Source organism: Vallitaleaceae bacterium 9-2 (assembly GCA_038396585.1).
Classification (GTDB): domain Bacteria; phylum Bacillota; class Clostridia; order Lachnospirales; family Vallitaleaceae; genus UBA1351.
This window is the reverse complement of the sequence record CP121691.1, coordinates 2,646,780-2,663,634: the sequence shown is the minus strand read 5'-3', so window position 1 is coordinate 2,663,634 and position 16,855 is coordinate 2,646,780. Positions and strand designations below refer to the sequence as shown.

13 protein-coding genes and 1 riboswitch are annotated in these 16,855 nt (G+C 38.0%); all 13 genes read left to right on the top strand.

Features of this window, described 5'->3' with window-relative positions; genetic code table 11:
* Window positions 1–12 precede the first annotated feature (12 nt).
* The 13 genes from QBE53_12380 (at window position 13) to QBE53_12320 (ending at window position 16,672) form a co-directional block, all read left to right on the top strand.
* Window positions 13–894, top strand: coding sequence for an AraC family transcriptional regulator (locus QBE53_12380; protein ID WZL80597.1), 882 nt, complete (start codon window positions 13–15; stop codon window positions 892–894).
* A gap of 83 nt (window positions 895–977) precedes the next feature.
* Window positions 978–1,454, top strand: a complete 477-nt coding sequence (locus QBE53_12375) for a sigma-70 family RNA polymerase sigma factor (protein ID WZL80596.1) — start codon at window positions 978–980, stop codon at window positions 1,452–1,454.
* Window positions 1,454–1,900: a DUF3955 domain-containing protein gene (locus tag QBE53_12370; GenBank protein ID WZL80595.1), complete on the top strand. Its 447-nt coding sequence runs from the start codon at window positions 1,454–1,456 to the stop codon at window positions 1,898–1,900. Before QBE53_12375 ends, QBE53_12370 begins: the two co-directional genes overlap by 1 nt.
* Window positions 1,901–1,953: 53 nt before the next feature.
* Window positions 1,954–3,309, top strand: coding sequence for a DUF3788 family protein (locus tag QBE53_12365; GenBank protein WZL80594.1), 1,356 nt, complete (start codon window positions 1,954–1,956; stop codon window positions 3,307–3,309).
* A 60-nt stretch (window positions 3,310–3,369) separates the two neighbouring features.
* Entirely contained in the window at window positions 3,370–4,074 is a 705-nt protein-coding gene (locus QBE53_12360; GenBank protein WZL80593.1) for an MBL fold metallo-hydrolase, read from the top strand.
* A gap of 28 nt (window positions 4,075–4,102) precedes the next feature.
* The gene (locus tag QBE53_12355) at window positions 4,103–4,471 is read left to right on the top strand and encodes a VOC family protein (protein ID WZL83308.1); all 369 of its coding nucleotides are present in this window, start codon (window positions 4,103–4,105) and stop codon (window positions 4,469–4,471) included.
* A gap of 148 nt (window positions 4,472–4,619) precedes the next feature.
* Window positions 4,620–5,147 carry a sigma-70 family RNA polymerase sigma factor gene (locus QBE53_12350; protein WZL80592.1) on the top strand — a complete coding sequence of 176 codons (528 nt, stop codon included), beginning with the start codon at window positions 4,620–4,622 and terminating at the stop codon, window positions 5,145–5,147.
* Window positions 5,140–6,090 carry a hypothetical protein gene (locus QBE53_12345; GenBank protein WZL80591.1) on the top strand — a complete coding sequence of 317 codons (951 nt, stop codon included), beginning with the start codon at window positions 5,140–5,142 and terminating at the stop codon, window positions 6,088–6,090. The genes QBE53_12350 and QBE53_12345 overlap by 8 nt, the downstream gene beginning before the upstream one ends.
* Window positions 6,091–6,167: 77 nt before the next feature.
* A riboswitch (cobalamin riboswitch) is annotated at window positions 6,168–6,346 on the top strand.
* Between the two features lie 179 nt (window positions 6,347–6,525).
* Window positions 6,526–10,932: an S-layer homology domain-containing protein gene (locus QBE53_12340; GenBank protein ID WZL80590.1), complete on the top strand. Its 4,407-nt coding sequence runs from the start codon at window positions 6,526–6,528 to the stop codon at window positions 10,930–10,932.
* Between the two features lie 32 nt (window positions 10,933–10,964).
* A complete protein-coding gene (locus QBE53_12335; GenBank protein ID WZL80589.1) occupies window positions 10,965–12,623 on the top strand; it encodes an S-layer homology domain-containing protein in 1,659 nt (552 codons plus the stop codon).
* Between the two features lie 25 nt (window positions 12,624–12,648).
* Window positions 12,649–13,311, top strand: coding sequence for a DUF4430 domain-containing protein (locus QBE53_12330; protein ID WZL80588.1), 663 nt, complete (start codon window positions 12,649–12,651; stop codon window positions 13,309–13,311).
* Entirely contained in the window at window positions 13,311–14,201 is an 891-nt protein-coding gene (locus QBE53_12325) for an energy-coupling factor transporter transmembrane component T (GenBank protein WZL80587.1), read from the top strand. Before QBE53_12330 ends, QBE53_12325 begins: the two co-directional genes overlap by 1 nt.
* Entirely contained in the window at window positions 14,174–16,672 is a 2,499-nt protein-coding gene (locus QBE53_12320; protein ID WZL80586.1) for an energy-coupling factor transporter ATPase, read from the top strand. The genes QBE53_12325 and QBE53_12320 overlap by 28 nt, the downstream gene beginning before the upstream one ends.
* Window positions 16,673–16,855 lie beyond the last annotated feature (183 nt).

The following is a 16,855-nucleotide window of genomic DNA, read 5'->3' as shown; positions in this document are numbered from 1 at the left end:
GGGAGAATACATATGCATAATCGTGAGATAAACCCTTATCAAAAACCAATCAATCAAGTGCAAGATTATATTGAAGAGCACTTAAGTCAAACATTAACGATAAAAGAGCTAGCGAATATTGCACACTTTAGTGAATATCATTTTCAACGTATTTTTTCAGGCATTGTAGGCGAGAGCCTCTATAGTTTTATTAAACGACTTCGATTAGAAAAAGCTGCTTATATGTTACTTGCAGATAGAACACAATCCATTAACAATATTGCGGCTAGAGTTGGATTTGAACATCAAGCGTCGTTTGCAAAAGCCTTTCAAGGGAAATATGGAATGAGTGGAAGTGCTTACCGGAAAAAATATTCACGTCTATGTCCGTCTCCCATGATTTTACATACATCCCAAAAACTAGAAATGCGCATTGAACCTATAGACACTTATGTTAAAGAAGAAGCAGCTATGAAGCTAATTTATATTCGAAATACAGGCGTCTATAAAGGGGATAGTGCGCTTTTTTCTGAACTTTTTTATCAACTGTATCAATGGGCAAAAGCGCGGGATTTAATCTCAAAGCGTACAAGGTGGTTTGTGCTTTATCATGATTTTGGGCAAGAGACGGAGGAAGAATACTTGCGTTTAAGTGTGTGTATGTCCGTGGAACAAGCGTTAGAGGTTAGTGGTAACATCGGTCAATTAAATCTTCCCATGGGAAAATATGGGGTAGGAAGATTTTGTGTTGGGCCGGATGAATATGAAGAAGCCTGGAACTATATGTACATGCAATGGTTGCCAGAGAGTGGGTATAGACTTGACCATCGGTTTGCATTAGAGCATTATCCACATTCAGAGGAAAAAAATAGTAAAAGAACGGTAGAAATATATTTGTCGATTATAAGTTCATAGAATTAAGCAAAAGATAAAAAAATAAAAAAGTTTGTAACGAATCTTGACTTGTCTAGTCTTATAGAGGAAAGCGAGGTGAAAGAGTGACGAATTTTGATCAAATATACAAGGAGTATTTTAAAGATGTATATAAGTATGTTTTATCTTTAAGTAAAAATGCAGTGGTTGCTGAAGAGATTACTCAAGAAACTTTCTTTAAGGCATTAAAAAACATTGATAAATTTGATGGGAAATGCAAACTATATGTATGGCTGTGCCAAATTGCAAAAAACACATATTTTTCCTATTCAACAAAACAAAAAAAGACACTAAGTACGACGGATAAAACACAAGAATATTCAGATGCGATAGATATTGAAAATCTATTGGTCGTAAAAGAAAGAGCTATTGAGATTCATAAAATATTGCATGAGCTTGAAGAACCCTACAAGGAAGTATTTACGCTACGTGTATTTGGAGAACTATCATTTCTTCAGATTGGTAATTTGTTTATGAAGACGGAAAGTTGGGCAAGAGTCACTTACCATCGAGCCAAAAAGAAGATAAAGGAGAGATTATAATGCAAGTTAACTGTGAGATTATTAAAGATTTATTACCCTTATATCATGATGATGTATGTAGTCAAGAAAGTAAGAAGTTAGTGGAAGAACATCTGAAAATATGTCCAAAGTGTCAGGAAGAACTTCAACAAATGGACTATGAGCTGAAAGTGGGAAGTTCGATTGAAGAGGCGAATGCACTTAAAAATATTGCTCAAAAGTGGAAAAAAGATAAAGTATCGGCTTTTTTACTAGGTGTCTTAATACTTTCAATTGTTGCAAGTATAGGAAGTGCTATTGCTTACAATGCAATTGGAAGTTATGTTGCACCAGACGGTATGCTAGTGGAACCTTTTGCTCTGATTCCTTTATCTTTGCTGTTTGGATTGATTGCGATTGTATCAGCAATAACGTTGAGTATCATGTTTTTTATTAAAACCAGCAGAGGAAGAAAGAGCACTCGGTGATAAGCTTTTTTAAAAGACATATGCTAATCTATTAAGAAAGGAGGGATGTAGACATGCATTCATGGGAGGCAATTGAACAATCATTAGATTACATTGAAGAACATCTGCAACAAGACATTGCAATCGAAGCACTAGCGCAAAAGGTGAATTTATCTGTATATTATTTTCAACGTTTATTTAGACGTTTGGTGAATCAATCAGTAACCGAGTACGTCAAATTGCGTAAGCTAGCAAAAGCATCGGATGAGATTATCAATACGGATAAACGTATTATTGATATTGCATTGACATATGGATTTTCTAGTCATCCAAGCTTTACGCGTGCATTTAAAGAGGTATATGGCATTACGCCGGAAGTGTATCGAAAAGAAAAACCGCACCTCAACCATTTTGTAAAACCTGAATTATCCTTACACTATGAACAAGCACAAGAAAATGTGCCGTTGATTGTGGATGGCATTGTAATTGAAATCACACGACAATACATAGAGGATGACTACAAGATAGTGGGAGTTAAAGGACAGGTGGATGAGACGGAATTAGGTTATGGAAAATCAACAGGTGTATCAACTATAGGTGAATTGTGGGATGCTTTTCATCAAAAGAAAATGAAAATTCGACAACAGATATGCAAAGATAAAGAATATGGTCTATTGTATAAGGGGGAAGCTAGAGAAGGGTGCTTTATGTATTTAGCAGGAGCAAAAGCTAAGGAGTTAGTGGTAGATCAACAGTTGGATCAATATACCTTGGAAGCAGGAGAGTATCTAGTTTGCCAAGTTGAAGCAGAGAGTTTTCAGGATTTGATTGATTCAGCCATATATAAAGCATCCATGTTTTTGAATCAATGGATTGTTCAACACGAAATAGCTTGTGGAAACTATGCCGTCGAGGTTTATGAACAAATGACAGAACAATCGAGTTATATGGAACTTTGGATGCCAATAAAAGCCTCTCAAAAACGTAAGCAACCCGTTTGGGACAAAACCAACCAACAGCAAAAGCCAACGATGGCAATATTAAAAGATTTTGTGGATAATATTTTATTTGAGCAGTTATGTGACTATTTGGAACAAACACATCAAAGCAAGCCATCTATCGAATACAGTCAATGTTCAATGCAATATGGATGGAATATCAAGTATAAGAAATCGGGACGAGCACTTTGTACGATATACCCAGAAGTAGGAAGGTTTATTGCACTGGTCGTTGTCGGTCAACGCGAAGTTGTAAAAATCGAAGGAGCCTTGCCCTTATTTACCCAATATACTCAAAAGCTCTACCGTGACACGAAGAGTGGAATGGGACAAAAATGGTTAATGGTTGAAGTCTCCAGTGATGCTATATTACAAGATGTAAAACATATGATTGATGTTCGAAGAGGTAAAAAAGCGCGTATGTACAAATAGTGTGAACTATACTATAATAAAAGGAACATAATCTAGGACAAAATGTGGAAAGGGGAGCTTATGGAGATTACATATATAAGTCATAGCGGATTTTTAATTGAATGGGAATCCTGTTATTTTTTATTTGATTATTACAAAGGGGAGATCCCTTCGTTGGATACCCATAAGAAGCTTTTTGTGTTTTCCAGCCATAGCCATCATGATCATTTTAACCCAGTTGTGTTCTCCCTGGTCGAACAACATCCAAATATCGAATTTGTCTTATCTTTTGATATCGCATATACAAATAAGACGGAATCAATTCTATATGTGCATCATAGTCAAGAGTATGTATTATATGATAATCAACAAGAAAAAATCATTGTAACGACGTTGCAATCAACAGATGCCGGTGTTGCGTTTTTGATACATTATTTGGATAAAACTATCTATTTTGCAGGAGACTTAAACTGGTGGCTTTGGAGTGGAGAGACCCAGCACTATAATGATACGATGACAACAATGTTTTTAAAACAAATGCAATTACTTCAGGGGATTCCCATTGATATTGCTTTTGCACCATTAGACCCAAGGCAAGAAGAACACTATTATTTGGGGTTAGAAAAGCTCATTAACACAGCCCAGGTTAAGTATGTTTTTCCAATGCATTTTTGGGGTCAACCATCCATTATTCAACAGTTTAAGAAGGAAAGAGCCAGCTATTTAAATCATGCACAGATTATGGAAATCAGCCAAGAAGGGCAACAGTGGAGCATTGATAGATAACATCAAACGATAACGAGAGGTGGATATGATGAAATTTCAAATGATTCATGAAAATTACAATGTAAGAGACTTAGATAAATCCCTTGATTTTTATAACAAAGCGCTGGGATTAACAGAAAAAAGAAGAAAAACAGCAGACGATGGATCGTTTATTATAACCTATTTAGGTAATGAACATTCCGAGTTTGAGTTGGAACTAACATGGTTAAGAGATTGGGATCGACCTTATAATTTGGGCGATTGTGAATTTCACCTTGCTTTTCGCGTAGACGACTATGATAAAGCACATGCATTGCACGAGCAGATGGGATGCATCTGTTATGAAAATAAAAAGATGGGCATATATTTTATCGCTGACCCTGATGGGTACTGGTTAGAAATCGTTCCGACAAGATAATTGCTTAAATTAGCCTTGAAAACATTACTCATGTTCAACGAATATGAATAGGTTTTCAAGGCTTTTTTTGCACTTATGAAACTTTTAAGTGAAAGATGAAGTCTAATAGATATAAATTGCAATTTATAAAAGAGTTAAGGAGGCATATGTGAACGTTAAAAAGAAAAAAAAACCTAATGAAGCGCTATTTTTAGAAATGTTGGAAATAAATAAAGCCCAATTTTATCGCATTGCATTTTCATATGTAAAAGATGAGCAATATGCGTTGGATGTTATACAAGAATCAGTATATAAGGCCTATACAGCTTTAGAAAAAATGACATCCGTCAAGCATATGAAAACATGGTTTATTCGTATAGTTATAAATCAATCGATAGATCAACTTCGTAATAACAATAAAGTCATTCCACTAAACCAAGAAGAAGAAGTTGTGGATATCCATACGAAAAACCTCGATGCATATGAACAAATGGAATTAAGGGAAGATATGAAAAAAATGTTGGATCAATTAAATTCAACAGAACGCATTATTTTAATGCTTAGGTTTTATGAAAGTTATGAGTTAAAAGAAATTGCATCAATACTTGATAAACCAATAAGCACTGTAAAATCAACACTTTATCGAAGTTTGGATAAGCTAAAAGTGTTAATGGAGGAAGGGATAATCAATGGATAATATGATGAGAATAGAAAATAAGATTAAGGAAAGTTTTGATTCAATACCAGTACCTGATGGTTTGGATTTAGCCATTGCAAAAGGTATCCAGCGTGCAGATGCAGATAAAGCTAAGCACCATAAAGTCAAAAATAGTAAAATGACAAGCTATTTACGACCAGTTGCAGCTGTATTAGGTCTGATTATTATATTAGGGACCCTTAGCAATACATCTAAAACGTTTGTAGCGGCCGTGGAGGATATTCCGATTATTGGCTATATTGTCAAAACGCTGACATTTGTAGATCATGAAGCAAGTGGCGGTCAAATTAATGACGGACTTAACCTAAGTGACATGGAAAGAGTTAGCCAAGAAACGACAGAATCTATTTTTATATCTTTTACAACAGAAGATGAAACAGTCGAGTTAGCATCGACGTATGCCATCAATGCTTATGAACACCCTAATGTACTTGCTTTTACTATTTCAGGGATACGAATGATGGATATGCTAAAAGACTTTGAAGTGATAAGTCAATCTTCGCTCGTTGAAGATGTATATCGAGTCATTACATTGGACGATAGCATGGTGCGATTTAACATTGTCTTAAATCCAAAGGTGACCTATGAAGTTATTGAACATGCTTCTCCGGCAAGGCTAGAGATTAAACTCTCAACATCTGAAGCAGAGGAAGCAAAACCAGCGACATTATATAATGTTCGAAGCTATTCTTACCCTGCAGGAGAAAGTTTTGCAATCATAGAAGAAGGCTTAATGCATAGCGATATTGACTATCATATTTTAAAAGATACACAAGACAGCTTTGTCTATGAGTTTGGACGCTTTGAAACTAAAGAACAAGCAAAAGACTATGTAGACAAGTTTAATGGAACACTAAATATTTTTATCGATGAAGTGGAAGCTTATGCCCTTCCAGATGCCGTTTTGGAATCGGATTCATAAAAATACAAGGATGACAAAAAAATAACTCACTTGACATCCTTTGACTTCTAAACTATGATGTCTAGTATATGAAAATTTAATAAGAATATCTGTATGGTTCTATTTATAGCTAAGAGGGAAGTTTGGTGCAATGCCAACGCGGTCCCGCCACTGTAATGCAGAGCAAACTCTTATATCCACTGTTATATATAATGGGAAGGAGAGAGTTGTGTGACGAAGCAAAGCCAGGAGACCTGCCATATAGATGCTCTATATTTCTCACGGGAATGGGAAGGAGGACGTTGTATTACTTTTGACATAGGAATAACTATGATGAAAAAGTAGTTATTATTTGTGAGACATCTTTTCTATCCATATTAGAAAAGGTGTTTTTTTATTATGAATAGACAAGATAGTTATGGTTTTGAAGTTTTATAAAAAATTATGGAGGATGTTATGATGATATGTAGGAAGTTGAAAAAATATATGGCGTTTTTCCTAACGCTGATGATGCTGGTTATGGTGATTAGTCCATACACAATGTGGACTGTAGATGCAGCTTCTGGAGTAAGTGTTCTTGTGGAGGTTGAAAATACAACCTTTAGTCAGGGGCAAGGTGCTTCATGGGACGGTCAACTCGTACAAAAATGGGTAACGGTACCGGCAAATTCCACCGTTATCGATGCAACAGCCAAAGCCTTTGAGGGAACAAGCTATGAGGTTGTTGGTATGGAATCGAACTATATTTCTGGAATCCACGGTGTCAATGCATTTGATGGAGGAAGTGAAAGCGGTTGGATGGTAACGCTAAACGACTGGTTCACACATGTAGGTGCAGGTGACATCGAAGTTGAGCAAGGTGATATTGTTCGATGGGTATATACAAAAAACGGTTATGGAAAAGATGTTGGTGGTTCATGGGATAATAATGATAAAACCATTCAGTCAATTCGCTTTAGTGAAGGGACATTAAGCCCCTCATTTAATCAAGAGATTAACAGCTATACCTTAGAATTGCCCAAAGGTATTGCGTCGGTTGATGTTGAACCTACAGCAAGTAACAAAAACTTTTTAATAAAAACGTTTGTAGATGGAACACATTATAAACGTACACAAAGCATTCCGGTATCCAATGGTACAGTGATAACCGTTATCTGTGGAGACCCTGCATGGCCAACGATGAATTCATGGTCGGGTGCTTCAGATGTTTTAGCTGAGACTTATCAGATTACAATAGTATCGCCGCAAGATACATCGGATGTAGATACAACGGTATTAGACACAGCAATTTTTGATGCGCATGCTAACATTACAGGCGCCGCCATAAGTATCGATGGAAAAGACATAGATACAGCAAATCAGTGGGTGCGCCAATCTGATATAGAGACATATCTTGATGCAGTTAAAGATGCCAAAGCCGTAAGAGACGGTTTAGATGTAACACAGACAGATATTGATCATGCAGTTCAAGCGCTTGCACAGGCAACAGATATTTTCAATGCAGCAAAAAAATACGGATTAAAATCAACGGATATACCGGTAACACCCCAAATTGCGTTAAATAAGCTGACGGACTATTACAAAGATAATCAACTGACCTCACCTTCAGGATCTTGGGAGGCCTTTGTAGGATTATGGGGAGCGGGGGAAGACTTATCGACTTCACCATGGGAAGATGCCAGCTGGAAAACATTGGACCCCGGATTTGATTCACAGACCAACGCCAATGATCATATATACTATATCTATAGCTTATTAAGCGTTGGAAAAAATCCGGCAAAGGCTTTTGAAACGGAGCGAAATCTCTTTTTAGAATTGTCTGCACAGCAAGATCCAGACAGTGGAAGTTTTGGGAGCTTAGGTAAGCATATATGGGCTATTGTTGCCTTAGATGTTGGTGAAATCTTAGGCGTTGATGTCGGAACATGGAATGCATCCAATAAGGAAAAAGCGGTTGACCACTTAATTCTTCAGCAAAATCCAGATGGTAGTTTTGGTGCATTTAGCCAGATAGACTATACAGGATGGTCTTTGGTTGCCTTGTCAAAAGCAAATGGACCAACAGTTGATACAAGTATTGTAAAAGCAAAACAATACTTAAAAAGTATGCAACAAGAAAGCGGTGGATTTGGCGGCAGCGGTATGTGGGATGCGGAAAACTCCAATAGTATCGCTTGTGCAATTCAAGGACTTATAGCCATTGGAGAAGATGTAACCTCAACAGATGGAGCATGGAATTACAATGGAAAAACACCGATAGATGCATTACTAAGCTATCAAAATTCAGAAGGAGCATTTGATTGGCAAAAGGATAACCCGGGTGCGGTCTTCATGTCAACAAAACAAGCTTCAGTAGCATTAGCAGATAGTGTCTCAGGTCAATCAACATGGTATAAGTTAGGCACGATTGACCTAGGATACACTCAAGTAGATAAAGCTAAATTAAATACATTAATAACACAAGTCAAATCCAATCTTGAACAGACACCGGTAAGTGTTGACGGAAAAGACGTTGACTTAGGAAAAAACTGGGTAACCCAAGAAGAACACAGTGTATTGACATCAGCACTTGCTACAGCTCAAATCACTGCTGATAAAGCGGATGCGTTGCAACAAGAAATTAATGATGCACTTGCCCAATTAAATGGGGCAAATGAGCAATTTAACCAGGCTAAAAAAAGACCAATCAACGTCATCCAGCTTCCAGCGCCAGATAAACAAAATACCATTACAGTAGATGTTCAATTACTTGAAGGGATAGATCAGATCGTTCCGGTAGCATCATCTGAACATACGATACGTATTAATGTTGCAAAAGATATGGCTTCAAAAGTTATGTTGGAGTTGCCTTTAATGGATGCAATGCCACGTATTGAAGTGATTAAGGAAAATACCCAGGTGGTATTTCCTCAAGGTATACAGGTTACGCCACAAGATAGCGCATCGATTGAGTTAATAACATATCAAGAACCGACAGACTATTTGTCGGTGTTAGAACCTCACATTGCAAAGGATAAAAAAATCCATGAAATCCCCCAAGCATTTACAATGGGAGGCAACCATAAGATTGAATTCAACGGTTATGTCCATATGCAATTTTCCAAAAAGGCAGGGCACTTGGTTGCTGCAATCAATGGAGAGAATATAGAATTACTATCAAAATATGCAAATGATGCAGAGGGACTTGCCAGTGGCAAAGATGCCTATGCTTTTGATAGTGGAGACGATTTAATAGTCAAGACAAAACATTTTACGGACTATGTCGTGTATTCGCTCAGAGATGCAGATGATGATGTTGTTATTGAACCTGAAAAGAAAGTCAAACTTTCGGTAGACAAGCGAACAATAGGCAAAGGTTATGTTATTTCCTCAACCTATGTTGAACTCCAAGATGGAGATACAGCATGGTCCGTGCTTAAGCGAGCGTTAGATGCTCGAAAAATTCGCTATGACTATAAATGGTACGATAAATTCGAAAGTGTCTATGTCCAATCCATAGATGGAGATGGAGAGTTTGACCATGGACCGCTTAGTGGCTGGATGTATAGTGTTAATGGACGTTATCCGGACTATGGTGCAAGTCAATATGACCTTAAAGAAGGCGATGTATTGCGCTGGAGATACACGACAGATTTAGGTGAAGACTTAGGACAAGATAACAGTAAGTGGAGCGGGGATTTAAAAGCGAGCAAAAAAGCCTATGTTATTGAAGTGGATGGAGACTCAGAGAAGGTATCTATAAGTAAACGCCACTTTGACAAAGCTTTGAAGGCAGTTGAAAAAGAAAAATTATCAGATATTGTTATAAAAATAGATACCAATAAAAAAATGAAGGGCTTTAACATAGAACTTCCGAAAAAATCAATAGAATCCGTGGCAAAACAAAAAGGTCTAGACCTAAATATAGAGTCTTCCATTGCCCATTTAGACATGTCCAATGCGATGTTAGCACTTCTTGCAAAACAAGCAAAGGGTGAGACGATAGTCGTGCAGTTACAAGAGACGGATGCTTTAACGCTTACAGAAAAACAACGTGAAACCATCGGTCATCATGTGGTCTATGATATTGTCATTGAAAGCGCAGGAGAATCTATACGTGATTTGGGCAAGAAAAAAGTAACGATTGCTTTGCCATATACACTAAAAGCAGGTGAAACAAAAGAAGAGGTCAATGTATGGAGTCTAGATGAAAACAATCAATTGAAACGTATCGAATCAGACTATAATTCAAAGACAAATATGGCAAGTTTTGATAGCTCCTATTTATCTTCTTATGCCATTGGGGTTAAACTGGAAGCTTCTGCAGTTGTTCATCGATTTAAGGATGTTAAGCCAGAAGATTGGTTCTATAAAGCAGTTGATGTAGCAACACAAAAAGGCTTGTTTGTAGGTACTTCATCAGAGACCTTTAGCCCTAATCAACCTATGACAAGAGCAATGTTAGTTACCGTGTTACATAAGTTGGAGAAAGAACCCGATGCTTCACCGGTCAAATTCCACGATGTTCCAGAGGGGACGTGGTTTACAACATCAGTAGGATGGGCCGCAGACAATGGAATCATAAGTGGATATGATAATGGAGTTTTTAAACCGAATGAAAAAATAACCCGTGAGCAGATTGCAGTCATTCTTTACCGATATGGAACGTTAAAAGGTTATGACATGGATGGAGAGGTTAGCTTGACTATGTATATGGACCAATCAAAGATAAGCCCGTGGGCGCTTGAATCTATGCGATGGGCAAGTCAATCCGGCATAATAACGGGACGTACATCAAGTACACTTTCTCCGGCAGGTGAAGCAACACGAGCAGAGGTCGCTGAAATACTGAGACGCTTTATTGAAAAATATGAACAGCAATAAACCGTAGGATGAAAGTAGCGAGGTGCAAAAAGATGAAGGTTATAGAAAGACAAAGCCTGTGGCTGTGGGTATTGATTTTATGTTTCGTGACTAGAATAAGTGTAGTATCTGTTTCAGAACAACAGCTGGATCAAGTGATTGAAGATACTGCAATTTACATGCATAAGACGGTGAGTAATCCCCAAGTTGGATTTGTAGGTGGAGAATGGGCTGTCCTAGGACTAGCTCGCAGTGACTACCATGTACCAAATGACTACTACTTGACGTACTATAATAATGTGGAGACATATGTTAAGGAGAAAAAAGGGGTTCTACATCATGTCAAACTCACAGAATATTCACGCTTGATTTTGGCGTTAACAGCAATTGGATATGATCCTAGGGATGTAGGCGGCTATGACCTGACATATCCACTGAGTGATTTTGATAAGACAATCCAACAAGGGATTAATGGACCTATTTTTGCACTCATCGCTTTGGATAGCGGTGCCTATACAATTAGTGACAGTGATAATCCATCGGCTCAAGCGACACGGGATAAGTATGTGGATGAAATACTGCGTAGACAGCTTGAGGATGGTGGATTTTCTCTTTTTGGAGGATTAGAAACGTCATCAACTAAAAAACAGGTTTCAGACCCGGATATCACGGCGATGGCACTACAAGCATTGGCAAAATACCAAAAGCGAAATGATGTTAAAAAAGTTATTGACGAAGCATTAGATTTTTTATCAAAGGTGCAAAATGATGAAGGTGGATACTCGAGCTGGGGTAAAGAAAATGTGGAAAGTACCGCTCAAGTTGCTGTTGCATTGACAGAATTAGGCGTATCAGTGACAGATAAACGGTTTGTGAAAAATGGAAAAACCGTTGTAGATAACCTTTTAGAATTTTACACACCAGGGGAAGGCTTTTTGCATACAGAAGATGGGACGGGAGTTAATCAAATGGCAACAGAACAAGCTTTTTACGCACTGGTTGCCATACAAAGAGCGCAGCAGAAAAAACAAAGCCTTTATCGGATGACGGATGTTGAGCAAAGAGATAAAGTATCCCTGACATCAACTTCGGTGGCAGGAAAAAAAGACAAGCATCCGGATGTACAACTAAGACCTGTTGTCTTACCGAAAAAAACCTTTGATGATATTAAAGGGCATCGGGCAAAACTCGCCATTGATAGCCTTGCGGCTCGCCAAATTATTCAGGGGAAAACACAGACAGAGTTTAAACCGAATATGCATGTGACACGGTCCGAGTTTGCAACTATGATTGTTCAAGCACTAGGTTTACCTAAGCAAAGTACAAATCAATTTAGAGATGTGCCTGCTAAAAGTTGGTATGCAACATCCGTAGGAGCAGCCTATAATTATGGGATTATCCATGGACAATCAAGGACGGTATTTAATCCTAATGGAACAATTACGCGTGAGGAAGCGGCGGTTATGATTGCACGGGCGGCAAAATTGACAGGGAATGACATCGACGTTTCCGAGGTTCAGATGCGTGATATGTTGGCTCAGTTTTCGGATTATATGGAGGCGTCGCGCTGGGCAAGAACATCCTTAGCCTTTTGCTATCAATCGAATCTTTTATCACAACAAGATTTAACGATTCGACCTAGAGAAGCTATTAAGCGTTATGAAGTTGCACAGATGCTATATAACCTTTTAGACGTATCTCAACTATTATAAAGCCTAAGGTGGTGAAAGCTTAAAAATGCAGAAGAATAAAAAAACATTTGCGGTGGTGTTTGTAATCTTAGTGCTTCTTCTTAGTGTATTTATATGGGAGGAGAAGGGCTCTGGTAATAATATGGGCACCCACGTAGATGATGGGTTTGCAATTAATGCTAACAAGGATACGCATGATGCGATTAGTCAAAAAGATGAATATCTTACAGATCCTGTACCGGAAGGGAAACCACTTCCGGTAGAACCTCAGGACGTCCAATTAGGGGATGGCCAATACACAGCGACACTTTCGGTATCTTGTAAGACGATTTTAGAAAATATGCATGCATTGGATAAAGAAAAATGGGAATTGGTGCCGGAAGATGGGATCATTTTTCCTGCAACACAAGTCGTTTTTTATGAGGGAGAAAGTGTCTTTAATTTATTGCAAAGAGAAATGAAAAAAAATAATATTCATATGGAATTTGTTAATACACCTATTTATAACAGCGCATATATTCAAGGAATCAATAATCTATATGAGTTTGATGTAGGAGAACTATCTGGCTGGATGTATAAGGTGAATGAATGGTTTCCAAATTATGGCGCTTCACGCTATCAGCTTCAAGATGGGGATGTTATTGAATGGGTCTATACCACGGATTTGGGACGTGATGTAGACGGATATGTCGCTACGGGAGGTCAATAATGGGAGATACCTTTTCAAAATATCATCCAATCATTAATTTTTTGTTTTTTTCCCAAGTCTTAATTTTTTCGATGTTTTTTATGCATCCTGTTTTACAGTGCATTTCTTTTTTTAGTGCACTGACGTATGCATTTTTTTTGCGAAGAAAAAAGACCCTTAATTTTAGTTTGAAGTATATGTTGCCGATACTTGTTGCTACAGCACTGATTAATCCTGCATTTAACCATGAAGGGATGACTATTTTGACCTATTTGCCTAATGGGAATCCATTAACGCTTGAGTCTATTGTGTATGGAATCTCTGCAGCGGTGATGTTGATGACAATTATGGTCTGGTTTTCTTGTTATAATGTCGTCATGACTTCGGATAAGTTTATATATTTATTTGGACGTATCATACCTTCGCTTTCTTTAATCTTATCCATGGTTTTACGTTTTGTCCCTCGCTTTTTAACACAACTTCAGTGGATTACTCGAGGACAAAGAGCGTTGGGAAAAGATGTGTCTTATGGAAATATCATACAGCGCACAAAACAAGGCATAAAAATTCTCTCGATTATGGTGACGTGGGCATTGGAAAATGCCATTGAAACAGCGGATTCAATGAAAAGTAGAGGCTATGGGTTACCTGGTCGAAGTGCATTTTCGATATATCTGTTTGACCGACGTGATCAATATGCACTTGTTTTTTTAATTGTTTGTGGAATCTATATGACCATGGGCATTGTTTTTAAAGGCACATATTGGCGGTATTTTCCGACGATACAAGGGGTACAAGTTGAAGCACATGCTATCAGCCTGTATGTCACATATTTTTGTTTATGTATCGCTCCAGTGGGCATAAATATAGAGGAGAAGTTAAAATGGAGAGCTATACGCTTAAAAAGGTAACGTTTTTTTATCCAAAACAAACAAAAGCGGTTCTTGATGCACTGTCTTTTTCGATTAACAAAGGAGAGTTTGTGACCCTTTGTGGACCCTCGGGGTGTGGTAAGACGACCTTACTTCGACAATTAAAAACCGTACTTGCGCCACATGGAACCGTTCAGGGAGAGATTCTATTTGAAGGCAAGTCTTTGTCACAATGGGATCAGCGGGTTCAAAGCGCTACTATAGGCTTTGTTATGCAATCGCCAGACAACCAAATTGTAACGGATAAAGTATGGCATGAATTAGCTTTTGGATTAGAAAGCTTAGGGATAGACACACCGACAATTCGTTTGCGTGTGGCTGAAATTGCCGCTTTTTTTGGAATTGAGTCTTGGTTTCATAAAAGTGTTGCTCAACTTTCAGGAGGGCAAAAGCAGCTTTTAAATTTAGCATCAATTATGGCAATGCAGCCTTCAGTTCTTATTTTGGATGAGCCGACAAGTCAGTTGGACCCTATTGCAGCGGCAGAATTTTTAGCAACGCTTGGAAGGATTAATCGTGAACTAGGTGTAACCGTTATTATGACAGAACATCGCTTAGAAGAGGTGTTTCCACTGGCAGACCGAGTTTTAGTGTTAGATGAAGGACGTTTGATAGGTGATGGCACACCACAAGAGATAGGGACATATCTAAAAAACATAAGACACAGTATGTTTTTGGCGATGCCAATTCCAATGCAGATATATGCGAGGGTGGATAATCAGTTAGAATGTCCGATAACTGTTCGGGACGGGAGAACGTGGCTGGACGCATTCGTTCAACATCGACCGCTTAACCTGGTGCCAACATATTCGCAAAAAGAGAAGAAAAAAACGCACAATCCAATAATTACCCTGGAGGAAGTTTGGTTTCGTTATGAACAAAATGCGACGGATGTTCTTAAAGGATTGTCGATGCAAATATATGAAGGTGAACTGTTAGCCATTTTAGGTGGAAACGGCACAGGAAAGTCAACAATGCTTTCGCTCATCTGTGGAGAAAATACGCCATATAGAGGAACGGTAAACGTTGCAGGACACGCCGTAGGTAATAAGCGTAATCAAATTTTAGAAAATGGCATAGGTATGTTGCCGCAAAACCCCCAGACGCTTTTTAGCCACAAAACAGTATTCGAAGATCTTGTCGATGGAGTGGGACACGATAAGGAAAAGAAAACGCGACAAGAACAAGTACAATACATAAGTCAATTATGTCAATTAGATAAGCTACTAACGAAGCATCCTTATGATTTATCCGGAGGAGAACAGCAACGCTTGGCATTGGCTAAGGTTTTATTGCTTGAACCCAAAATCTTGATTCTTGATGAGCCGACAAAAGGTTTAGATGCGCATTTTAAGAGTGTGTTTGCCGGTATACTTCATGGATTGCTACAAGAAGGCGTGACAATTATTATGGTGAGCCATGATATTGAATTTTGTGCCAAGTATGCGAAGCGGTGTGCTTTGTTTTTTGATGGTAAAGTTGTCAGTGAAAATAATACACGTAATTTTTTTACAGGCAATAACTTTTATACCACATCAGCAAATCGAATGGCACGTCAACATATTATAGATGCAATGACGCCAGAAGATGTCATCAGTGCATGTGGAGGCGATATTACTCCTTTGGAAAGTGTGGATTTTTCCCATGTATATCCCAAGAAAGTAAAAACTCTATATCCCCAAAATGTGCAAAGCCGAAAAAAGGATAAGAAGCATGAAGGGCAAGTGCCAATACATCAACGCTATCTGTCAACCAGAACACTCTTGGCCATGATTATAATTTTTCTGACGATTCCTCTTACGATGTATATTGGCATCTATTACTTAGGAGATCGAAAGTACTATTTTATCAGTATGCTTATTATCTTACAGACGATGTTACCTTTTGTATTGATTTTTGAACACAGAAAACCCCTTGCCCGAGAACTCATTGTGATTGCAGTTCTATGTGCCATAGGTGTAGCTGGGCGTGCGGCTTTTTTTATGGTGCCTCAGTTTAAGCCGGTGGTAGCTATTGTGATTATTGCTGGTGTAGCTTTTGGAGGAGAATCAGGTTTTTTAGTTGGTGCCATAATTGCGTTTGTATCCAATATGTTTTTTGGTCAAGGGCCTTGGACCCCATGGCAAATGTTCGCACTTGGTATTATCGGATTCATCGCGGGTATTTTGTTTCAAAAAGGTGTATTGAGGAAAAAGACAATTGAACTATGCATTTTTGGAGGGATAAGTACATTTTTTATTTATGGTGGAATAATGAATCCGGCAGCTGTGTTGATGTTTCAAAGTCATCCGACAAAGGAGATGTTTGTACTTGCCTATCTTCGAGGAATTCCTTTTGATTTAATTCATGCCGTAGCAACAGTGTTTTTTTTGTTTGTAATTGCCCGGCCAATGCTTGAAAAACTTGAGCGAATTAAAGAAAAATATGGATTGATTGCCGTAAATAAGTAGAATGGATTAATACAAAGTAAGGATAATCATATATTTAGCTATGTACTTGCAAAGCATATTGCAGGCGCGTAGCTATTTTTTTGCAAAAAATAAGAAGAAATCTTTGAACGATAAGTCTACAGTAGTAAGATGCGCTTATACAGTCATAATTGTGTCATAATTGTGTTGCATACTGTATATATA